We start from the raw sequence: 20,934 nt of genomic DNA, 5'->3' as shown, positions 1-20,934 counted from the left end.
ATCAAAGTTTGGTCAGGGACAGGCCGGCCCACGTGGCGAGCAGCCCGCCGAATACGCTGATCGCCGCATAGCCCAGGGCCAGCGGCACTTGCCCGCTTTCCAGCAAGCGCACCGTATCCAGTGAAAAGGATGAAAAAGTCGTCAGCCCCCCGAGGAAGCCGACCATCAACCCGGCGCGTACCTCGATCGGCACCTCCGGGCGTAGCAAAAACAGGCCGTACAACACGCCGATCAGCAGGCAGCCCACGATATTAACGGCCAGCGTCGCGGTATAGAAGTGCCGCGGCCAATTGGCGTTGATCCAATTACCGGTGGCGAAGCGCAACAAGGTGCCGGCAACCCCGCCGGCCGAGACCGCAACGATCAATGGAAGCACTATTTTCTCCGCTGTCTTGGGCTTAAACGGTCGAGTTGCGCGAGGTGATTGAGCTTCTCGCCGATCTTCAATTCGAGGCCACGGGGCACAGGTTGATAGAACGGGATCGGCTCGAGCTCGTCCGGGAAATAATCTTCGCCGGCAGCGTAGGCGTCAGGCTCATCATGGGCGTAACGGTATTCATCGCCGTAACCCAGCTGTTTCATCAGTTTGGTCGGCGCGTTGCGCAGGTGCAGCGGGACTTCCAGCGAGCCGTGTTCGGCGGCGGCGCGCAGTGCGGTTTTGAAGCCCATGTACACCGCGTTGCTTTTCGGCGCGCAGGCCAGATAGGTGATGGCCTGGGCCACGGCCAATTCGCCTTCCGGACTGCCTAGACGTTCCTGCACTTCCCATGCTGCGAGGCACAGGCTCAGGGCGCGCGGGTCGGCGTTGCCGATATCTTCACTGGCCATGCGCACCACGCGCCGGGCCAGGTACAACGGATCGCAACCGCCGTCGATCATCCGCGCGAACCAGTACAGCGCACCATCCGGGTTCGAGCCGCGGACCGACTTGTGCAGCGCGGAAATCTGGTCGTAGAAGGCTTCGCCACCCTTGTCGAAACGCCGACGCGTATCGCCGAGCAGGCTTTGCAGCAGCTCGGTACCGATTTCGCTGTCGTCTTCGGCCAGATCCGAGGCGTTCTCCAAGAGGTTGAGCAGACGCCGGCCATCGCCATCGGCGGCGGACAGCAGCATCTGGAAACCTTCGTCATTCAGCGTCAGATTGCGCTTGCCCAGGCCGCGCTCTTCGGTGAGCGCGCGCTGCACCAGTTTGCGCAACGCGGCTTCGTCGAGGCTTTTGAGTACATAGACTCGCGCCCGCGAAAGGAGCGCGTTGTTCAGTTCAAACGAGGGATTTTCGGTGGTAGCGCCGATGAAGATCAGCGTGCCGTCTTCAACATATGGCAGGAATGCATCCTGCTGGGATTTGTTGAAGCGGTGCACTTCATCGACGAACAAAATAGTGCGCTTGCCGTATTGCCCGGCTTGCTGCTTGGCGATTTCCACCGCCTGACGGATCTCCTTGACCCCGGCGAGCACCGCCGAGACCGTTTCGAAGTGCGCATCCGAGACTTCCGCGAGCAGCCGCGCCAGCGTGGTTTTACCCACGCCCGGCGGGCCCCAGAAGATCATCGAGTGCAGGGCACCCTGCTCCAGCGCCTCACGCAGAGGCTTGCCGCGAGCGAGCAGGTGTTCCTGACCGACGTACTCATCCAGATTGGTCGCACGCAAACGGGCGGCCAGCGGCTGGGCAATCGGTGCACTGCGAAACAGATCCATCACGTACCGTTGAAACCTCTGTGCTTATTCCTGGATCACATCGGCACCCTTGGGGATGTCGAACTTGAACTTCGATGCCGGGATCGCTGCGTTGGCCTTGACCCCTGTGAACAGGATATTGGTGCGCTGGCCGACGCTGTCGATCAGTTGCATGTCATTGACCAGACCGTTGCGGAACGACAGACGCAGGCTGTCGAACAGGGTGTCTTTGGTTTTCGGCTTCAGGGTGAAGTCGATCACGCCACCGGCCTCTTTGGCGCTGATGTCGAAACTCTTGCTGATCTTCGACACATCATCGGACAGCAACAAAGCTGGAGTCTGCGTCAGGCGCGGATCAAGCTTTTTGATCGTGACCTGTTCCAGATCCGGGTCCCACAAGGTGACCTTCTTGCCATCCGAGACCATGGTCTGCTCGTTCGGCGCTTCGGTGTGCCAGTAGAACAGGCCCGGACGCTGCAGGGACATTTCGCCGGTGGTTTCCTGCAACTGGGTGCCGCCGCCATCCAGCGTGAGCTGCGAAAAACGCGCGGTCAGGGTGTTGGATTGCTCCAGCAACTGGGTCAGGCGCGCCACGTCCTTGTCATCGGCGTGGGCTGTAAAAGTGGTCAGCGCCAGTACTGGCAGCAACATGCGGATAAGACGCATGGGAGTCCTCTTGAATACGCGTGGGAAAGTGGACGGCGCCTCATGCACCGTCCATTGCATGTGAATCAGTCGCGCACCGGGCCGGGGGCCAGTACTTCACGCGAACCGTTGGTGTTCATCGACGTCACGACCCCGGCCATTTCCATGGCTTCGATCATGCGCGCGGCGCGGTTGTAACCGATCTTCAGCTTGCGCTGTACCGCAGAAATCGAGGCGCGGCGGCTTTCCAGCACGAACTGCACGGCTTCGTCGTACAGCGCGTCGGCTTCAGGATCATCACCGTCGCCACCACTGCTGCCTTCGAAACCGCTGCCAGCCTCTTCGACACCGTTGAGGATATCGTCGTTGTATTCCGGCGCGCCGCGCAGCTTCCAGGCTTCCACCACACGGTGCACTTCTTCGTCGGAAACGAACGCGCCATGCACCCGGATCGGCAGGCTGGTGCCCGGTGGCATGTAGAGCATGTCACCGTGGCCGAGCAATTGCTCGGCGCCGCCCTGGTCAATGATGGTGCGGGAGTCGATCTTGCTCGATACCTGGAACGCCATACGGGTCGGAATGTTGGCCTTGATCAGACCGGTGATCACGTCCACCGATGGGCGCTGGGTCGCGAGAATCAAGTGAATACCGGCGGCACGTGCTTTTTGCGCAATACGCGCGATCAGCTCTTCAACTTTCTTGCCGACGATCATCATCATGTCGGCGAATTCGTCGACCACCACAACGATGGTTGGCAGCTTCTGCAGCAGCGGCGCTTCGTCGTGGATGCTTTCGCGCTTGTACAGCGGATCGCTCAGCGGCTCGCCGGCGTCCTGGGCTTCCTTGACCTTGGCATTGAAGCCGGACAGGTTACGCACGCCCATTTTTGCCATGAGTTTGTAGCGTCGTTCCATTTCGGCAACGCTCCAGCGCAGGGCGTTGGCGGCGTCCTTCATGTCGGTCACGACCGGGCACAGCAAGTGCGGAATGCCTTCGTAGATCGACAGTTCCAACATTTTCGGGTCGATCATGATCAGCTTGGCGTCTTCCGGGCCGGACTTGAACAGGATCGACAGGATCATCGCGTTCACGCCCACCGACTTACCGGAACCGGTGGTACCGGCCACCAGCAAGTGCGGCATTTTCGCCAGGTCGGTGATCACCGGTTTACCGCCGATGTCGTGCCCCAGCGCCAGGGTAACCGGCGACTTGAAGTTGTCGTACTCGGGGGTCGACAGCACTTCGGAGAAACGTACGATCTGCCTGTCTTCGTTGGGAATCTCGATACCGACGGTCGTCTTGCCGGGAATCACTTCAACTACGCGCACGCTGGTCACGGCCAGCGAACGCGCCAAGTCTTTCGCCAGGTTGGAAATGCGGCTGACTTTCACGCCAGCGGCTGGCTGGATTTCGTAACGGGTGATCACCGGGCCGGGGTGGATCGAATCCACAGTGACTTCGACGCCGAATTCCTTGAGCTTGATCTCCAGCAAGTGGCCGACCGCAGCGAGGGATTCAGGCGAGTAATTGAGTTGTTTCTTTTCCGCAGGATCGAGGATCGAGATCGGCGGCAAGGTGCCTTCCACAGCGCTATCGACGAACAATGGCGCCTGTTTCTCTTTCTGCACGCGCTTGCTTGGCTCAGGCGCTTTGACCGGGGCCGGTGCGATGACCGGCGGCACCTGCTTCTCGCGCTCGGACATATGCTTGCTCAGGGCCTGCTCACGCTCGATCAGGCGTTCCTTGACCTTGGCCTGCTCGCGCTTGTCGGTGACGGTCGGTGCGACCACATCATGCACGCGATCATCGACTTCACGCAGTTGCGCGACCAGTTGCTTGCGTTCGGTGCGTGCTGCCCACCAGCGATTGAGCGCGCCCTGGAACAGTTCGAACAGATCGAGAGTGATCTTGCCGGTGACGTCCATCACCTTGAACCACGACAGGTCGGTAAACACCGTCAGGCCGAACAGGAACAGCGCGATGAACATCAGCGTGCTGCCCTGAATATTCAGTGCATTGCGCGCCAGATCGCCAAGGCTTTCGCCCAGCGCACCACCCGCGCCTGCTGGCAGACCGGTAGCAGCGTGGAAGTGAATGTGCGCCAGCGCAGCGCCGGACAGCACCAGAAACACCAGACCGATCAGGCGCCAGGAGAATAGCCAGCCGCTCCATTGCCACGGCTCGTGGCGCTGACGGAAGATCTGATAAGCCTTGACCGCCAGCAGCAGCGGGAAGATATAGGCGAAGTAACCCAGCACCATGAACAGGATGTCGGCGCTGTAGGAACCGGCCGGACCGCCGAAGTTCTGTACGTCGTCGATCTTGCTGTTGTGGCTCCAGCCCGGATCGTCCTTGCCGTAGGTCAGCAAAGCCATCATCAGGAACAGGCACAGGGCACCGATGGCGATCAACGCACCTTCCTTGAGCCGGTAGTGCAATTGCTGGCGCCAGAGCGGGACGACTGTTTTGGGTGCTGCGGTGGATTTCTTCAAAACGCTTCTTTTCCTGCGCCGTGGCGCGTCCATCTATTGAATGACAATAAAAACTGCCCGATCCAGGCAGATAAAAAAAGTGAGCAGGCGCAACTGGGACTACTTTTAACACTGCACGCCGGGATTAATAAACCGGGGCGCGTAGCGAAGATTCTAAAACAGCCCGGCATTGTACGGGTTTGCGCGTCCGATGCCATGTTTCACAGCATAGTCAAACGGGCAAAAGCTGCGGCTCAATTTGAGCATGCATTATGTTTTGTTACAAAGGCTTATGAGGGCTATTTGATGAACATCGCGATGAACGCGGCGAAGCACACATTGCGGGCGATCATGAAGTCCGCTTACGACCGCACATATCGCATCAAGTTGCAGCAGTGCATGCGTTGTGCAGGATCGGCAGGACATGGCCGCCATTTAACGGCACACTTGAGCGCGGGCCTGAGCGCCTACTACCCTCCCCTTCTGTAAGCCCGGACGCCATGCTGACTTGGTTGCAACGTAATTCCCTGAATTTTCCGCCACTGGAAAAGGCCATGCGCGATCCCAACGGATTACTGGCCGCCGGTGGCGATCTTTCTGCCGATCGCCTGATCCAGGCCTATCGGCACGGCTGCTTTCCGTGGTTCTCGGAGGGCCAGCCGATCCTGTGGTGGTCGCCCGATCCGCGCACCGTGCTGTTTCCCGACGAACTGCACGTCTCGCGCAGCCTCGGCAAACTGCTGCGCCAACAACGCTATCAAGTGACCTTCGATCAGGATTTCGATGCAGTGATCCGCGCCTGCGCCGCGCCGCGCGACTACGCCGATGGCACCTGGATCACCCAAGCCATGCAGGATGCTTACGTCGAACTGCATCAGCGCGGCTTCGCACACTCGGTGGAAGTCTGGAATCAAGGCGAACTGGTCGGCGGCCTGTACGGCCTGGCGATGGGCCAACTGTTTTTCGGCGAGTCGATGTTCAGCCGCGCCGACAACGCCTCGAAATTCGGCTTTGCCACTCTGGTGCAGCATCTGAAAGACTCGGGCTTCGTGCTGATCGACTGCCAGATGCCGACCGATCATCTGCACAGCCTCGGCGCCCGCGCGATCTCGCGCTCGACATTCGCCGACTATCTGGGCCGTCATCTCGATCAACCCAATCGTGCCACCTGGGTTTGCTGAGCGACTTTTGCGCGCGTGGCTTACACTTGATTAACCAGCTTATCCCGAGGTTTGATTCATGACCGAGTTGGCGCGGTTGAAGTTCTATGCCACTCAGCCCCACTCTTGCAGTTATCTGCCCGAGGAGCAGGCGACAACCCTGTTTCTCGACCCTAGCCAGCCCATGGATGTGCACGTCTACGCAGACCTGTCGGAAATGGGCTTTCGTCGCAGCGGCGACCATCTGTACCGCCCACATTGCCAGAACTGCAATGCGTGTGTACCTGCGCGTATTCCGGTCGCGCAGTTCAGCCCGAACCGACAGCAGAAGCGCATCTTCAAGCGCAACGTCGACCTTCAGATTCGCCCGGTGAAACCAGGCTTCAGCGAAGAATATTTCGATCTCTACCAGCGCTACATCGAACAGCGCCATGCCGACGGCGATATGTACCCGCCCAGTCGCGATCAATTCTCGACTTTTCTGGTGCGCGACCTGCCCTTCTCGCGCTTCTACGAATTTCGTCTCGACGGACGGTTGCTGGCAGTCGCCGTGACCGATCTGCTGCCGAACGGCCTGTCGGCGGTATACACCTTCTATGAGCCAGCAGAAGAGCGCCGCAGCCTCGGTCGCTATGCAATCCTGTGGCAAATCGCCGAGGCCCAGCGCCTGGGGCTTGAAGCGGTGTACCTCGGATACTGGATCAAGAACTGCAAAAAGATGAGCTACAAGACCCAATATCGACCCATAGAACTACTGATTAATCAGCGCTGGGTTGTCCTCAACTAAACGCGAGCCGTAAACCCCTTGGCGTAAACACCATTTTTCGGGCACAATGCACGCCGCTTTTGCCTGGCGCAGTTGCACCGGGCCATTCATTGGATACCGAGGGCTTTACTGCATGTCGAAAGAAGACAGCTTCGAAATGGAAGGCACTGTCGTCGACACCCTGCCCAACACCATGTTTCGTGTGGAGTTGGAAAATGGGCACGTCGTAACCGCGCATATTTCCGGCAAGATGCGCAAGAACTACATTCGTATTCTTACCGGTGACAAAGTGCGCGTCGAGCTGACGCCCTATGACTTGAGCAAAGGGCGTATTACTTACCGCGCTCGTTAATCAAGTCAATACAGAACGCCCGGTTTATGCCGGGCGTTTTTGTGTGTGCTTGTTTTTTGGGATTGGGGGCATATCCGTTTTCTGGGTAGCGGCGGCTGGCGGTTTCGCTCTTACAGCGACTCACTTTTCCAGACGCCGAAAAGTAAGCAAAAGGCTTTGCGCCCCGGCGTACGGCACCTCGCTTAGGCTCAGTGTTCCCTCGCTACGGCGCCCATCAGGGGCATCGCCTCCGGTTTGCTGCGCTGCACCTCCTCTCGATGAATGCGGCTGCGCCGCACGGCGCTGCGCGCCTACCCCTGATGGACGCCTACGCTCGGCCTGCCGATGGGGCTGGAGATCAAAAGCCACATCAAAGCCACATCAAAAGCCGGATCAAGAGCCCCTCACCCTTACCCTCTCCCAGAGGGAGAGGGAACTGACCGAGTGGTTTGGCAGAGGTGCGCCGACGTGCGATACCGCGTTGAACTCAGGTTTTGAAAAGCACACCAATCGGCTCCCTCTACTGGGGGAGAGGGCTGGGGTGAGGGGTAAATCCACCGCAAAACCAAAGCCGAACACCCGCCCCTCACCACTCACCACGATGAGCGTTAGCTCGAGCAAGGCTTTTGATCGCAAGCGCCCGTCGGCAGGCTGAGTGGAGGGATTGATCAGGGGTGGGAGCGCAGCGACCGTTCGACGAAGTCGAACACATCGAGAGGAGGTGCAGCGCAGCAAACCGGAGGCGATGCCCCCGGATCGATCCCGGAGCGAAGGAACCCGAGCCCCAGCGAGGGCCGAACGTCAGGGTAAAGACCTTTGGTTACTTTGGGGCGTTTGCCAAAGTGACCCGCCGTAAGGGCGGAACCCTAACTCGCCATCACCAAAAAAACGGATAAACACCCAAAACCAAAAAACCCGCAAAACAAAAAAGGCGCCCGAAGGCGCCTTTCGCTTAACAACAATGTCAGGCCATTTCCGCCGTAGTTTCGAAGTCAAACGTCAGCTCATCATCCTTGATGTCGATGTGTACCACACCGCCATGCTCGGCCAGCTCGCCAAACAGAATCTCCTCCGCCAACGGACGCTTGATCTTGTCCTGAATCAGACGCGCCATCGGACGTGCACCCATCGCCGCATCGTAACCACCCGCCGCAATCCAGCTACGCGCCGCGTCAGTCACCTCCAGCAACACACGCTTGTCTTCCAACTGCGCCTGAAGTTCGGTGAGGAACTTGTCCACCACACTTTTGATGACCTCATGACTGAGGCGACCAAACTGGATAATGGTATCCAGACGGTTGCGGAATTCCGGCGTGAAACTCTTCTTGATCACTTCCATCGCATCGGACGAATGATCCTGATGGGTGAAACCGATCGAAGCACGCGCCGCAGTTTCGGCACCAGCGTTGGTGGTCATGATCACGATCACATTGCGGAAATCCGCCTTGCGTCCGTTGTTGTCGGTCAGCGTACCGTGGTCCATCACCTGCAACAGCAAGTTGAAGACTTCCGGATGCGCCTTCTCGATTTCGTCGAGCAGCAGCACGCAATGCGGTTGCTTGGTAATCGCTTCGGTCAACAGACCGCCCTGATCAAAACCGACATACCCTGGAGGCGCACCGATCAGACGCGATACGGTGTGACGCTCCATGTACTCGGACATGTCGAAACGCACCAACTCGATCCCGAGCGCCTTGGCCAACTGCCGCGCCGCTTCGGTTTTACCGACACCGGTTGGCCCCGCGAACAGGAACGAACCGACTGGCTTGTCAGGCGACTTCAGACCGGCGCGCGACAGCTTGATCGCGGTCGACAGCGAATCGATCGCCGCGTCCTGACCAAACACCGTCAGCTTCAGGTCCCGCTCAAGGTTACGCAGCAGCTCCCGGTCGGACGTGTTGACGTGCTTCGGCGGAATCCGCGCGATCTTGGCCACGATGTCTTCAACGTGCGGGACTTCGATGCGCTTGGCGCGCTTCTCGACCGGTTGCAGACGCTGGTAGGCGCCGGCCTCGTCGATTACATCGATGGCTTTGTCCGGCATGTGCCGGTCATTGATGTAGCGCGAAGCCAGTTCGGCAGCGGCACGCAAGGCTTCATCGCTGTACTCGATGTTGTGGTGCGTTTCGAAACGCCCCTTCAGACCGCGCAGGATACCGATGGTGTCTTCCACCGAAGGCTCCGACACATCAACCTTCTGGAAGCGCCGAGCCAAGGCACGATCCTTCTCGAAGATCCCGCGGAACTCCTGGAAGGTGGTCGAGCCGATGCAGCGGATATCACCGGACGACAGCAGTGGCTTGAGCAGGTTCGAGGCATCCATGACGCCACCGGACGCGGCACCCGCACCAATAATGGTGTGGATTTCGTCGATGAACAGGATCGCCTGAGGGCGCTTTTTCAGCTCATTGAGCAGCGCCTTGAAGCGCTTCTCGAAATCGCCACGGTACTTTGTGCCGGCCAACAACGCGCCAAGATCCAGCGAATACACCACGCTGTTCGCCAGCAGGTCGGGCACCTGGTTGTCGACAATACGCTTGGCCAGGCCTTCGGCAATCGCGGTTTTACCCACGCCTGCTTCGCCTACCAGCAGCGGATTGTTTTTACGGCGGCGCGCGAGAATCTGCGCGACACGCTCGACTTCCATTTCACGGCCGACCAACGGGTCGATTCGCCCCTGACGTGCGAGTTCGTTGAGATTGCTGGCATAAGCATCCAGAGGATTGCCTGAAGAAGAAGACTCACCGCCCTCGTCGTCCTGCATATCTTGTTCACCTTCAGAGTGATCGCCGTGCCCTGGCACCTTGGAGATGCCGTGAGCGATGTAGTTGACGACATCAATGCGCGCAACGCTCTGCTGTTTCAGCAGGAACACTGCCTGACTCTCTTGCTCACTGAAGATTGCAACCAGCACATTGGCGCCGGTTACTTCGCGTTTGCCCGAGCTCTGTACATGAAAGACAGCACGCTGCAGTACACGCTGAAAGCCCAGGGTTGGCTGGGTTTCGCGATCTTCGTCGTGGACGGGGATCAATGGCGTGGTGGAGTCGATGAACTCCTGCAGATCATGCTTGAGTTTGTCGAGGTTTGCGCCGCAGGCACGCAAAACGGTGGCGGCAGCCTCATTATCCAATAGCGCCAGCAGCAGGTGTTCGACGGTCATGAATTCATGACGTTTCGAACGAGCCTCCTTGAAGGCAAGATTGAGGGTGACTTCGAGCTCGCGGTTTAACATAGCTTCACCTCATACCCAAGTGGTCGGCGATTAACCGTCCTTCTCGATTTCACAGAGTAGCGGATGCTGGCTTTCCCTGGCGTACTGGTTGACCTGCATGGCCTTTGTCTCGGCGATGTCACGGGTAAACACTCCACATACTGCCCGCCCTTCTGTGTGGACGGCCAGCATGACCTTGGTCGCCAGCTCGCGATTCAGGTTAAAAAACACCTCGAGCACTTCGACGACGAAATCCATCGGTGTGTAGTCATCATTAAACAAAACCACCTTGTACATCGGTGGCGCCTGCAACGCAGGCTTTGCTTCCTGAACAGCAACGCCCGCCGAATCGTCGTCGTGTTCCTCCGGATGATCCTTTTGGAAGGTCGGGCGATCCTGATTGAATGTTAGTCGAATCTGGCTGATTGCATGCATGGAAAGAAAGGTTCGTCAGTTGTGCAAATACAGTGGTGGGGGCGCTTTGGCACGTTTTCAACTCCGACTGCCCGGTCACCTTGACTATCGGGAAAACGGTGTTACAACCAATAGAACCCACAGTGGGTAAAAAAGATCCGCGGAGTCAATCTTTATATTATGAAGATGACTGCGGACTCATTGGATGATACTCCAGCGATGGAGACTGTTGCAGAGGGATTTGAGCATGTTTGTCGGCACGGTGAAGTGGTTCAACAACGCCAAGGGGTTCGGTTTCATCAATACCGACGCCCCCCAAGGGAAAGACGAGGACGGCAATAGAATCGATTTCTTCGCCCATTACTCCGCCATTGAGATGGACGGATACAAAACCCTCAAGGCTGGGCAACTGGTTAAATTCGACATTGTGCAAGGCCCGAAAGGCCTGCATGCGGTCAAGATTACTTGCGCTGCGGTCGCAACAGATGCCGCCTCGGCCGCCGCCGCGCATCAAACGGTAACCAGCTAAAGCGACAAAAACCACCTGCCAGAAAAAACCGCCCGATTCGATCACTCGAGCCGGGCGGTTTTGTTGTAGCTGATTATTACAGGGGCGTTTACATGTGCGAGATCAGCGCATCGCCAAAGCCGGAGGAAGAAACCAGCTTGGCGCCGTCCATCAGACGCTCGAAGTCATAGGTCACGGTCTTGGCGGAGATCGCGCCATTGGTGCCCTTGATGATCAGATCGGCGGCTTCGGTCCAGCCCATATGACGCAACATCATCTCGGCGGACAGAATCAGCGAGCCCGGATTGACCTGGTCCTTGCCGGCGTATTTCGGCGCAGTACCGTGGGTCGCTTCGAACATGGCAATGGTGTCGGACAGGTTGGCACCCGGTGCGATACCGATACCACCCACTTCTGCCGCCAGTGCGTCGGACAGGTAGTCACCGTTGAGGTTAAGGGTCGCGATCACATCGTATTCAGCCGGGCGCAGCAGGATTTGCTGGAGCATGGCATCGGCGATTGCATCTTTGACCACAACATTCTTGCCGGTTTTCGGGTTCTTGAACTGCATCCACGGGCCACCGTCGAGCAGGGTCGCGCCGAACTCTTCGGCCGCCACTTCGTAGGCCCATTCCTTGAAGGCACCTTCGGTGAACTTCATGATGTTGCCTTTGTGCACGATGGTCAGCGAATCGCGGTCATTGTCGACCACGTATTGCAGTGCTTTGCGCGCCAGACGCTTGGTGCCTTGCAGCGAAACCGGCTTGACGCCGATGCCGCAGTTTTCGTCGAAACGGATCTTGGTGACGCCCATTTCTTCTTTAAGGAATTTGATGACCTTGGTCGCTTCCGGCGAGCCGGCCTTCCATTCGATACCTGCGTAAATGTCTTCGGAGTTTTCGCGGAAGATGGTCATGTCGACATCGCCTGGCTTTTTCACCGGGCTAGGCACGCCTTCGAACCAGCGCACCGGACGCAGGCAGACATACAGATCGAGCTGCTGACGCAGCGCCACGTTCAGCGAACGAATGCCGCCACCGACCGGGGTGGTCAGCGGGCCTTTGATGGAAACCACGTAATCCTTGACTGCATCAAGCGTTTCCTGAGGCAGCCAGGTGTCCTGATCGTAAACCTGAGTCGCTTTCTCGCCAGCGTAGACTTCCATCCAGGAGATCTTGCGCTTGCCGCCGTAAGCTTTTTGAACGGCAGCATCGACAACCTTGATCATGACCGGGCTGATATCAACCCCAATGCCATCACCCTCGATGAAGGGGATGATCGGGTTCTCAGGAACATTGAGAGAATGGTCTGCGTTGACGGTGATTTTGTCGCCGACGGCTGGAACCTGAATCTTCTTGTAACCCATGCTGAACTCCATTGTTTGGATTGAACATCTGGCTTGGTCCGAGCGTAACCCAGTTAAATCAACACGCAAACCCCATGTTCCGGGCGCAGGCACAAAGCGTTTCGTACAAGCCTGAAAGCAAAGGGAAAAGCGCCAATCTCAAGCATTCGCAACGACTCTACGCCCCACCCTGCCCTGCGACCTTTAGACCAATGGACGAGAATCGTTGCATATGAACCATCGGCAGATTGCCAGCTACCTATGTATAATGCCGCCCGCTGACCACAGGGTCACGGCGGCTGGCCTCTCTAGAACGAGACTTTCCGACCTATAGGCAGGTTGTTATCGCAGCCTGACTGCTTGACGCTCTACTGATGCACCCAACATCACCGCGAAGAATCTCGACATTCGGTTCATGGCTGACTTTGAACGAACGCGCTTACCCGGCGCCCCTCGAGTTTCTGCGCATGCTTTAGCAAAGAAGAGAGAGTTAATCCGAATATGCCCACCCGCTCGAAGATCATCTATACCTTCACCGACGAAGCCCCGGCCCTCGCCACCTATTCCCTGCTGCCGATCATCGAGGCTTACACCGCCTCGGCCGATATCGCCGTGGAAACTCGCGATATCTCTCTTGCAGCGCGCATTCTGGCCAGCTTCCCCGAGCAACTGGGTGACAAAGCCGTAGCCGACCACCTCGCCGAACTGGGCGACCTGGCCGTTACGCCTGAAGCGAACATCATCAAGCTGCCGAACATCAGCGCTTCGGTTCCGCAACTGCAAGCCGCGATCAAGGAACTGCAAGCTCAGGGTTACAACCTGCCGGACTACCCGGAAACCGTAACCAGCGACGCCGACAAAGAAGCCAAGGCGCGCTACGACAAGATCAAGGGCAGCGCCGTGAACCCGGTTCTGCGCGAAGGCAACTCGGACCGTCGCGCTCCGCTGTCGGTCAAGAACTACGCGCGCAAGCACCCGCACAAAATGGGCGCCTGGGCCAAAGACTCCAAGTCCCACGTCGCTCACATGAGCACCGGCGATTTCTACGGCAGCGAAAAAGCTGCCCTGATCGACGCCGCTGACGCCGTGAAGATCGAGCTGATCGCCAAGGACGGTAGCGCTACCGTTCTGAAAGAAAAAACCAGCGTTCAGGCCGGCGAGATCCTCGACTGCGCCGTGATGAGCAAAAACGCCCTGCGTGCGTTCATTGCTGCTGAAATCGAAAGCGCCAAGCAACAAGGCGTGCTGCTGTCGGTGCACTTGAAAGCGACCATGATGAAGGTCTCCGACCCGATCATGTTCGGCCAGATCGTTGCCGAGTTCTATAAAGATGCCCTGACCAAGCACGCTGACGTGCTGGCTCAGATCGGCTTCAACCTGAACAACGGCATCGGCGACCTGTACGCCCGCATCAAGGCTTTGCCGACCGAACAACAAGCGCAGATCGAAGCTGACATGGCTGCGGTCTACGCTGCGCGTCCGTCGCTGGCGATGGTCAACTCCGACAAAGGCATCACCAACCTGCACGTGCCGAGCGACGTTATCGTCGACGCCTCGATGCCGGCCATGATCCGTGACTCCGGCAAGATGTGGGGCACCGACGGCCAGCTGCACGACACCAAGGCTGTGATCCCGGATCGTTGCTACGCAACCATCTACCAGGCCGTGATCGAAGATTGCAAAGCCAATGGCGCTTTCGATCCGACCACCATGGGCAGCGTGCCGAACGTTGGCCTGATGGCTAAAAAAGCCGAAGAATACGGTTCCCACGACAAGACCTTCCAGATCAAGGCCGACGGCGTGGTTCGCGTGACCGACAGCAAAGGCACCCTGCTGATGGAGCAGGCTGTTGAAGCCGGCGACATCTTCCGCATGTGCCAGACCAAAGACGCGCCGATCCAGGATTGGGTCAAACTGGCAGTCAACCGTGCCCGCGCAAGCAGCACCCCGGCGATCTTCTGGCTCGACCCGATGCGCGCTCACGATGGCGTGGTGATCGAGAAAGTTCAGGCGTATCTGAAGGATCACGACACTGCCGGTCTGGACATCCAGATCATGGCGCCGGTCGACGCAATGAAGTTCACCCTGCAGCGCACCCGCGCCGGCAAGGACACCATCTCGGTGACCGGCAACGTTCTGCGCGACTACCTGACCGACCTGTTCCCGATCATGGAGCTGGGCACCAGCGCCAAGATGCTGTCGATCGTGCCGCTGATGAACGGCGGTGGTCTGTTCGAAACCGGTGCTGGCGGTTCGGCTCCGAAGCACGTGCAGCAACTGGTTGAAGAGAACTTCCTGCGCTGGGATTCGCTGGGCGAGTTCCTCGCTCTGGCAGCCTCGCTCGAGCATTTGGGTGTGAACTACAACAACCCGAAAGCGCTGGTTCTGTCCAAGACTCTGGATCAGGCCACTGGTCAGTTCCTCGACAACAACAAGTCGCCATCGCGCAAAGTCGGCAACATCGACAACCGCGGCAGCCACTTCTACCTGGCGATGTACTGGGCACAAGCCCTGGCCGCCCAGACGGAAGACGCTGCACTGCAAGCGCAGTTCGCGACTCTGGCCAAGACCCTGACCGAGAACGAAGCGACCATCGTCGCCGAGCTCAACGCCGTTCAAGGCAAGCCAGTCGACATCGGCGGTTACTACCACGCCAATGCCGAGCTGATCAGCAAGGCCATGCGCCCAAGCGCAACACTGAACGCGGCGATTGCTGCGCTGGTGTAAGGTTGTAGCGCGGCAAACAAGCCCCGGCCCAGTGCCGGGGTTTGTGTTTCCGGGCTTTATGATCACCACAAAACCCTGTGGGAGCTGGCTTGCCAGCGATAGCGGATTATCATTCAACGATGATGGTGACTGACCCACTGCAATCGCTGGCAAGCCAGCTCCCACAGGGATCGGATTTCAATATTCAACAGCTGAGGACACCTATGGACTGGAAACCCCACATCACCGTCGCCACCATCGTCGAGGACAAGGGCCGCTTTCTGATGGTCGAAGAGCTCAAGGCCGGGCGCAACGTGCTCAATCAGCCCGCCGGCCATCTCGACCCCGACGAAACCCTGATCGAAGCCGCGATCCGTGAAACCCTTGAAGAAACCGGCTGGGACGTCGAACCCACAGGCGTGATCGGCATTTATCTGTACACCGCCCCGAGCAACGGCGTGACTTACCAGCGCATTTGCTTCGCCGCCAAAGCCCTGAAACACCACCCGGATTATCAACTCGACGACGGCATCCTCGGCGCCAAGTGGTTGACCCGCGACGAATTGATCGCGCAGCGCGAGCACTGGCGCAGCGAGCTGATCATCCGTTGCATCGACGATTACCTGGCCGGCAATCACTTCAGTCTCGAACTGATCCGCCCTTCCCTTTAGCCTTGCGGGCGTGAGCCTGCTAGAATCGCGTCCTTTTTCAAGACACTCATTGAATCCCTATGCGTGATCCAGCCCCTTCTGACACATCCAAGAAGCGCGTCATTGTCGGCATGTCCGGCGGCGTGGACTCTTCCGTTTCCGCTCTCCTGCTGATCGAGCAGGGTTACGCGGTGGAAGGCCTGTTCATGAAGAACTGGGAAGAAGACGACGGAACGGAATACTGCACCGCCATGGATGACTTGGCGGATGCGCAGGCCGTGTGCGACAAGATCGGCATCAAGCTGCACACCGCCAACTTTGCCGCCGAGTACTGGGACAACGTGTTCGAGCACTTCCTCGCCGAGTACAAGGCCGGACGCACGCCGAACCCGGACATCCTGTGTAACCGCGAGATCAAGTTCAAGGCGTTCCTCGACTACGCCATGATGCTCGGTGCCGACCTGATCGCCACCGGCCACTACGTGCGCCGCCGTGACATCGATGGCCGCACCGAACTGCTCAAAGGCCTTGATGCAAACAAGGACCAGAGCTACTTCCTGCATGCCGTTGGCGGCGAACAGATAGCCAAGACTCTGTTCCCGGTTGGCGAGCTGGAAAAGCCTGAAGTGCGCGCGATTGCCGAGAAATACGAGCTGGCCACCGCCAAGAAGAAAGATTCCACCGGGATCTGCTTCATCGGCGAACGTCGTTTCAGTGACTTCCTCAAGCAATACCTACCAGCACAACCGGGCGAGATCAAGACCACCGAAGGCGAAGTCATCGGCCGTCACCACGGCTTGATGTACCACACCATCGGCCAGCGTCAGGGCTTGGGCATCGGCGGCTTGAAAGACGCCGGCGACGAGCCGTGGTACGTACTGCGCAAGGATCTGGACACCAACGAGCTGATCGTCGGCCAGGGCAACAACCACCCGTGGCTGTTCTCCGGCGCCCTGCTCGCCTCGGAAATCTATTGGGTCAACCCGATTGATCTGAGCCAGCCGCGTCGCCTGACCGCCAAAGTGCGTTATCGCCAAAGCGATCAGGCTTGCGCCCTTGAGCAAACCGCGACCGGCTATCGCGCCGTGTTCGACGAACCGCAACGCGCAGTCACGCCAGGTCAGTCGGTGGTGTTTTATGACGGTGAAATCTGCCTCGGTGGCGGCGTGATCGAAGTCGCCGAGCCGTGGAGCGGCCAGGCATGAGCCCGACTCAGGAACAACTGACGGCGCTCGGCGGTGTGTTTCTCGCGGCCGTGTTGGTCGACCGCATCGCCAAGAGCGGCCAGACCAGCGAAGCCGGCCTGACCTGCATGCTCGGCAGCCTGCTGGTACGCGACCCGAAAGACACGCTGGACGTGTACGGCGGCGACGACCTCAATCTGCGTGAAGGCTATCGCGCATTGATCGGCGCCCTCGAACGCGATCCAAGCACCTTGCAGCGCGAGCCGCTGCGCTACGCCTTGGCGATGCTCGGTCTTGAGCGGCAACTGGCCAAGCGCGAAGACATGCTCGATGCGATTGGCAAGCGCCTGCCGCAAATCCAGTCGCAGGTCGAACACTTCGGCCCGGCGCATGAAAACGTGATTGCTGCGTGTGGCGCGCTGTATCAGGACACCCTGAGCACCCTGCGCCAACGCATCCAGGTGCACGGCGACATGCGCAATCTGCAACAGCCGAGCAACGCGTCGAAAATCCGTGCCCTGCTGCTCGCCGGGATTCGTTCGGCGCGCCTGTGGCGTCAGCTCGGCGGCCATCGCTGGCAGTTGGTGATCAGCCGGCGCAAGCTGCTCAAAGAGCTGTATCCACTGATGCGCAGCGAGTAAATCGCCGGCAACAAACGCTTTGTAGTCTGTAACGCGTAATACGCCGGTCAGTTGGCAACGGACCGGCGGAATTTTTCATGTATGATACGCGCCCCATTTCGTTGCCCGACTGTCCGAGAACACCCCATGCAGCTTTCTTCGCTCACTGCGGTTTCCCCTGTTGACGGCCGCTACGCCGGCAAAACCCAGGCCCTGCGCCCAATTTTCAGCGAGTACGGCCTGATCCGTGCCCGCGTTCTGGTTGAAGTGCGCTGGCTCCAGCGCCTGGCCGCTCACGCCGGTATCCCGGAAGTGCCAGCCTTCTCCGCCGAGGCCAACGCCGTTCTGAATGAACTGGCGGAAAACTTCGCGCTGGAGCACGCCGAGCGCGTCAAAGAGATCGAGCGCACCACCAACCACGACGTAAAAGCCATCGAGTACCTGCTCAAAGAGCAAGCCGCCAAGCTGCCTGAGCTGGCCGCCGTCAGCGAATTCATCCACTTTGCCTGCACCAGCGAGGACATCAACAACCTGTCCCACGCTCTGATGCTGCGTGAAGGCCGTGATGATGTAATGCTGCCGCTGATGCGCCAGACCGCCGAAGCCATCCGCGAACTGGCGATCCGTTTCGCCGACGTGCCGATGCTCTCGCGCACCCACGGTCAACCGGCTTCGCCGACCACTCTGGGTAAAGAACTGGCGAACGTGGTTTACCGTCTCGAGCGTCAAATCGCTCAGGTCGCTGCCGTTCCGCTGCTGGGCAAGATCAACGGCGCTGTCGGCAACTACAACGCGCACCTGTCGGCCTACCCGCAGATCGACTGGGAAGCCAACGCCCGCGCCTTCATCGAAGACGAGCTGGGCCTGGGTTTCAACCCGTACACCACGCAGATCGAGCCGCACGACTACATCGCCGAGCTGTTCGACGCCATTGCGCGCTTCAACACTATTCTGATCGACTTCGACCGTGACATCTGGGGCTACATCTCCCTGGGTTATTTCAAACAGCGCACCATCGCTGGCGAAATCGGTTCGTCGACCATGCCGCACAAGGTCAACCCGATCGACTTCGAAAACTCCGAAGGCAACCTGGGCATCGCCAACGCACTGTTCCAGCACCTGGCGAGCAAACTGCCGATCTCCCGCTGGCAGCGCGACCTGACCGACTCCACCGTCCTGCGCAACCTCGGTGTCGGCTTCGCCCACAGCGTAATCGCGTACGAAGCCAGCCTCAAAGGCATCAGCAAGCTTGAGCTGAACGAGCAGAAGATCGCCGCTGATCTGGACGCTTGCTGGGAAGTCCTGGCTGAGCCGATTCAGACTGTGATGCGTCGCTACAACATTGAAAACCCGTACGAGAAGCTGAAAGAACTGACCCGCGGCAAGGGCATCAGCCCTGAAGCGTTGCAGACTTTCATCGACGGTCTGGACATGCCAGCCGACGCGAAAGCCGAGCTGAAACTACTGACCCCGGCCAACTACATCGGCAACGCTGTGGCACAAGCCAAACGCATCTGATCGACTGCTGGACCCGTTTGAGACGCCCGGCAGCGCCGGGCGTTTTTATTCCCGTCTGAAAAATACATTTTTTCAATAGGTTACACATGAATCCTGATATTCCTCTTCAACTTCTGGGCGGCCTTACTGCGCGTGAATTCATGCGCGATTACTGGCAGAAAAAACCATTGCTGGTGCGTCAGGCGATTCCAGATTTCGAAAGCCCGATCGATGCCGATGAACTGGCCGGCTTGGCACTGGAAGAAGAAGTTGAATCGCGCCTGGTGATCGAAAACGGCGAGCGCCCATGGGAATTGCGTCGCGGCCCGTTCGCTGAAGACGAATTCAGCAAACTGCCGGAAAAGGACTGGACCCTGCTGGTACAAGCGGTCGATCAGTTCGTCCCGGAAGTCAGCGAACTGCTGGAGAACTTCCGTTTCCTGCCGAGCTGGCGCGTCGACGACGTGATGATCAGCTTCGCCGCTCCGGGTGGCAGCGTGGGTCCGCACTTCGACAACTACGACGTGTTCCTGCTGCAAGGCCAGGGCAAGCGCAACTGGAAGATTGGCCAGATGTGCGACTCCGAGAGCCCGCTGCTCAAGCACGCGGACCTGCGCATCCTTGCCGAATTCGAACAGACCGAAGAGTGGGTGCTGGAACCCGGCGACATGCTCTACCTGCCGCCGCGTCTGGCGCACTGCGGCGTGGCCGTGGATGACTGCATGACCTACTCGGTCGGTTTCCGCGCCCCGAGCGCCGCTGAAGTGCTGACCCACTTCACCGACTTCCTCAGCCAGTTCCTGACTGACGAAGAGCGCTACACCGACGCTGATGCACAACCGGTCAGCGATCCGCACCAGATCCAGCACGATGCACTCGGCCGCCTCAAAGCGCTGCTCGCCGAGCACATGAGCGACGAGCGTCTGCTGCTGACCTGGTTCGGCCAATACATGACTGAGCCGCGCTATCCGGAGCTGGTTGCCGGCCCGGAAGAAGTCGAAGAAGAAGACTTCCTCAGCGCCCTGCAGGACGGCGCCATTCTGATCCGCAACCCGAGCGCGCGTCTGGCGTGGTCGGAAGTCGATGACGATCTGCTGTTGTTCGCCAGCGGCCAGAGCCGTTACCTGCCGGGCAAACTGCGCGAACTGCTCAAGCTGATCTGCTCCGCTGACGCGCTGCACACCGATAACCTCGGTGAGTGGCTGAACGACGAAGACGGTCGTGGCCTGCTGTGCGAGCTGGTGAAGCAAGGGAGCCTGGGGTTCGCCGACGATGAATAAAATTCGCGTACGTGTTGCAGATTGGCAAAAGGACATCGCCGAGATCCGCCGCATTCGCGAAACGGTGTTCATTGCCGAGCAATCGGTTCCGCCTGAGCTGGAGTGGGACGCCGACGATGCAACGGCCGTGCACTTCCTGGCTTTCGAAGGCGACTTTCCAATCGGCACCGCCCGCCTGCTGCCTGACGGGCACATTGGCCGGGTTTCGGTGCTGAAAGATTGGCGCGGGATGAAGGTCGGTGATGCGCTGATGCAAGCGGTGATTGCCGAAGCTGAAGCGCGCGGACTGAAGCAGCAGATGCTCAGCGCCCAGGTGCAGGCCACGGCGTTCTATGAGCGCTTGGGGTTCAGTCTGGTCAGCGAAGAATTCCTTGAAGCCGGGATTCCGCATGTCGACATGGTTCGCCATTCGGCTTGATCAGCAGAGATCCTGTGAGCTCTGGAGATCCCCTCACCACAAAAAGCA

The 20,934-nt window shown here is 58.9% G+C and carries 19 protein-coding genes; 12 read left to right on the top strand and 7 right to left on the bottom strand.

Annotated features, from left to right (window positions below; translation table 11 throughout):
* Position 1: 1 nt before the first annotated feature.
* The 4 genes from crcB to ACOI8A_RS19495 all read right to left on the bottom strand — a co-directional run bounded on the left by crcB (position 2) and on the right by ACOI8A_RS19495 (position 4,847).
* Entirely contained in the window at positions 2-376 is a 375-nt protein-coding gene (gene crcB / locus ACOI8A_RS19510; RefSeq protein ID WP_420648956.1) for a fluoride efflux transporter CrcB, read from the bottom strand.
* Complete coding sequence (locus tag ACOI8A_RS19505) at positions 376-1,698, bottom strand: replication-associated recombination protein A (protein ID WP_420648957.1); 1,323 nt, start codon at positions 1,696-1,698, stop codon at positions 376-378. The genes crcB and ACOI8A_RS19505 overlap by 1 nt, the downstream gene beginning before the upstream one ends.
* A 24-nt stretch (positions 1,699-1,722) precedes the next feature.
* Positions 1,723-2,343, bottom strand: coding sequence for an outer membrane lipoprotein chaperone LolA (gene lolA, locus ACOI8A_RS19500; RefSeq protein ID WP_420648958.1), 621 nt, complete (start codon positions 2,341-2,343; stop codon positions 1,723-1,725).
* A gap of 65 nt (positions 2,344-2,408) precedes the next feature.
* Positions 2,409-4,847, bottom strand: coding sequence for a DNA translocase FtsK (locus ACOI8A_RS19495; RefSeq protein ID WP_420648959.1), 2,439 nt, complete (start codon positions 4,845-4,847; stop codon positions 2,409-2,411).
* Positions 4,848-4,850: 3 nt separating this feature from the next.
* Here ACOI8A_RS19495 and ACOI8A_RS19490 point away from each other — a divergent pair, with 3 nt between their 5' ends.
* The 4 genes from ACOI8A_RS19490 to infA all read left to right on the top strand — a co-directional run bounded on the left by ACOI8A_RS19490 (position 4,851) and on the right by infA (position 7,071).
* Positions 4,851-5,282, top strand: a complete 432-nt coding sequence (locus ACOI8A_RS19490; protein ID WP_420657801.1) for a hypothetical protein — start codon at positions 4,851-4,853, stop codon at positions 5,280-5,282.
* Between the two features lie 11 nt (positions 5,283-5,293).
* Complete coding sequence (gene aat, locus ACOI8A_RS19485) at positions 5,294-5,974, top strand: leucyl/phenylalanyl-tRNA--protein transferase (RefSeq protein WP_420648960.1); 681 nt, start codon at positions 5,294-5,296, stop codon at positions 5,972-5,974.
* Positions 5,975-6,032: 58 nt separating this feature from the next.
* The gene (locus ACOI8A_RS19480; protein WP_420648961.1) at positions 6,033-6,740 is read left to right on the top strand and encodes an arginyltransferase; all 708 of its coding nucleotides are present in this window, start codon (positions 6,033-6,035) and stop codon (positions 6,738-6,740) included.
* A 112-nt stretch (positions 6,741-6,852) separates the two neighbouring features.
* Complete coding sequence (gene infA / locus ACOI8A_RS19475; protein ID WP_002553999.1) at positions 6,853-7,071, top strand: translation initiation factor IF-1; 219 nt, start codon at positions 6,853-6,855, stop codon at positions 7,069-7,071.
* Between the two features lie 943 nt (positions 7,072-8,014).
* Here infA and clpA read toward each other — a convergent pair.
* Positions 8,015-10,285, bottom strand: coding sequence for an ATP-dependent Clp protease ATP-binding subunit ClpA (gene clpA / locus ACOI8A_RS19470; protein WP_420648962.1), 2,271 nt, complete (start codon positions 10,283-10,285; stop codon positions 8,015-8,017).
* Positions 10,286-10,315: 30 nt separating this feature from the next.
* Positions 10,316-10,699 carry an ATP-dependent Clp protease adapter ClpS gene (gene clpS / locus ACOI8A_RS19465; RefSeq protein WP_236483710.1) on the bottom strand — a complete coding sequence of 128 codons (384 nt, stop codon included), beginning with the start codon at positions 10,697-10,699 and terminating at the stop codon, positions 10,316-10,318.
* A gap of 226 nt (positions 10,700-10,925) precedes the next feature.
* Between clpS and ACOI8A_RS19460 the strand changes: the two genes are divergently transcribed.
* Entirely contained in the window at positions 10,926-11,207 is a 282-nt protein-coding gene (locus ACOI8A_RS19460) for a cold shock domain-containing protein (protein WP_420648963.1), read from the top strand.
* Positions 11,208-11,295: 88 nt separating this feature from the next.
* Here the strand turns inward: ACOI8A_RS19460 and icd are convergent, their stop codons facing one another.
* The gene (gene icd, locus ACOI8A_RS19455; RefSeq protein ID WP_420648964.1) at positions 11,296-12,552 is read right to left on the bottom strand and encodes an NADP-dependent isocitrate dehydrogenase; all 1,257 of its coding nucleotides are present in this window, start codon (positions 12,550-12,552) and stop codon (positions 11,296-11,298) included.
* A gap of 480 nt (positions 12,553-13,032) precedes the next feature.
* Here icd and ACOI8A_RS19450 point away from each other — a divergent pair, with 480 nt between their 5' ends.
* The 7 genes from ACOI8A_RS19450 to ACOI8A_RS19420 all read left to right on the top strand — a co-directional run bounded on the left by ACOI8A_RS19450 (position 13,033) and on the right by ACOI8A_RS19420 (position 20,886).
* Positions 13,033-15,258, top strand: a complete 2,226-nt coding sequence (locus tag ACOI8A_RS19450; RefSeq protein ID WP_420648965.1) for an NADP-dependent isocitrate dehydrogenase — start codon at positions 13,033-13,035, stop codon at positions 15,256-15,258.
* 203 nt (positions 15,259-15,461) lie between these two features.
* On the top strand, positions 15,462-15,908 hold the full coding sequence (locus tag ACOI8A_RS19445; protein ID WP_420648966.1) for an NUDIX hydrolase: 447 nt from the start codon (positions 15,462-15,464) through the stop codon (positions 15,906-15,908).
* A gap of 59 nt (positions 15,909-15,967) precedes the next feature.
* On the top strand, positions 15,968-17,092 hold the full coding sequence (gene mnmA / locus ACOI8A_RS19440; RefSeq protein WP_420648967.1) for a tRNA 2-thiouridine(34) synthase MnmA: 1,125 nt from the start codon (positions 15,968-15,970) through the stop codon (positions 17,090-17,092).
* Complete coding sequence (hflD, locus tag ACOI8A_RS19435) at positions 17,089-17,712, top strand: high frequency lysogenization protein HflD (protein WP_420648968.1); 624 nt, start codon at positions 17,089-17,091, stop codon at positions 17,710-17,712. Before mnmA ends, hflD begins: the two co-directional genes overlap by 4 nt.
* A gap of 126 nt (positions 17,713-17,838) precedes the next feature.
* The gene (purB, locus tag ACOI8A_RS19430; protein WP_420648969.1) at positions 17,839-19,209 is read left to right on the top strand and encodes an adenylosuccinate lyase; all 1,371 of its coding nucleotides are present in this window, start codon (positions 17,839-17,841) and stop codon (positions 19,207-19,209) included.
* 86 nt (positions 19,210-19,295) lie between these two features.
* Entirely contained in the window at positions 19,296-20,468 is a 1,173-nt protein-coding gene (locus ACOI8A_RS19425; RefSeq protein ID WP_420648970.1) for a JmjC domain-containing protein, read from the top strand.
* Positions 20,461-20,886 (top strand): GNAT family N-acetyltransferase, encoded by a 426-nt coding sequence (locus ACOI8A_RS19420; RefSeq protein WP_025108996.1) that lies wholly within the window; start codon positions 20,461-20,463, stop codon positions 20,884-20,886. Before ACOI8A_RS19425 ends, ACOI8A_RS19420 begins: the two co-directional genes overlap by 8 nt.
* Positions 20,887-20,934 lie beyond the last annotated feature (48 nt).

Source organism: Pseudomonas sp. P4795 (genome assembly GCF_048822895.1).
Taxonomy (GTDB): Bacteria; Pseudomonadota; Gammaproteobacteria; order Pseudomonadales; family Pseudomonadaceae; genus Aquipseudomonas.
This window is presented reverse-complemented; position numbering and strand designations above follow the sequence as displayed.

Coding starts and splice junctions, on each gene's coding strand:
- ACOI8A_RS19505 (WP_420648957.1), bottom strand. CDS start 1,698: ATGGATCTGTTTCGCAGTGCACCGATTGCCCAGCCGCTGGCCGCCCGT.
- lolA (WP_420648958.1), bottom strand. CDS start 2,343: ATGCGTCTTATCCGCATGTTGCTGCCAGTACTGGCGCTGACCACTTTT.
- ACOI8A_RS19495 (WP_420648959.1), bottom strand. CDS start 4,847: ATGGACGCGCCACGGCGCAGGAAAAGAAGCGTTTTGAAGAAATCCACC.
- aat (WP_420648960.1), top strand. CDS start 5,294: ATGCTGACTTGGTTGCAACGTAATTCCCTGAATTTTCCGCCACTGGAA.
- ACOI8A_RS19480 (WP_420648961.1), top strand. CDS start 6,033: ATGACCGAGTTGGCGCGGTTGAAGTTCTATGCCACTCAGCCCCACTCT.
- infA (WP_002553999.1), top strand. CDS start 6,853: ATGTCGAAAGAAGACAGCTTCGAAATGGAAGGCACTGTCGTCGACACC.
- clpA (WP_420648962.1), bottom strand. CDS start 10,285: ATGTTAAACCGCGAGCTCGAAGTCACCCTCAATCTTGCCTTCAAGGAG.
- clpS (WP_236483710.1), bottom strand. CDS start 10,699: ATGCATGCAATCAGCCAGATTCGACTAACATTCAATCAGGATCGCCCG.
- ACOI8A_RS19460 (WP_420648963.1), top strand. CDS start 10,926: ATGTTTGTCGGCACGGTGAAGTGGTTCAACAACGCCAAGGGGTTCGGT.
- icd (WP_420648964.1), bottom strand. CDS start 12,552: ATGGGTTACAAGAAGATTCAGGTTCCAGCCGTCGGCGACAAAATCACC.
- ACOI8A_RS19450 (WP_420648965.1), top strand. CDS start 13,033: ATGCCCACCCGCTCGAAGATCATCTATACCTTCACCGACGAAGCCCCG.
- ACOI8A_RS19445 (WP_420648966.1), top strand. CDS start 15,462: ATGGACTGGAAACCCCACATCACCGTCGCCACCATCGTCGAGGACAAG.
- mnmA (WP_420648967.1), top strand. CDS start 15,968: ATGCGTGATCCAGCCCCTTCTGACACATCCAAGAAGCGCGTCATTGTC.
- hflD (WP_420648968.1), top strand. CDS start 17,089: ATGAGCCCGACTCAGGAACAACTGACGGCGCTCGGCGGTGTGTTTCTC.
- purB (WP_420648969.1), top strand. CDS start 17,839: ATGCAGCTTTCTTCGCTCACTGCGGTTTCCCCTGTTGACGGCCGCTAC.
- ACOI8A_RS19425 (WP_420648970.1), top strand. CDS start 19,296: ATGAATCCTGATATTCCTCTTCAACTTCTGGGCGGCCTTACTGCGCGT.
- ACOI8A_RS19420 (WP_025108996.1), top strand. CDS start 20,461: ATGAATAAAATTCGCGTACGTGTTGCAGATTGGCAAAAGGACATCGCC.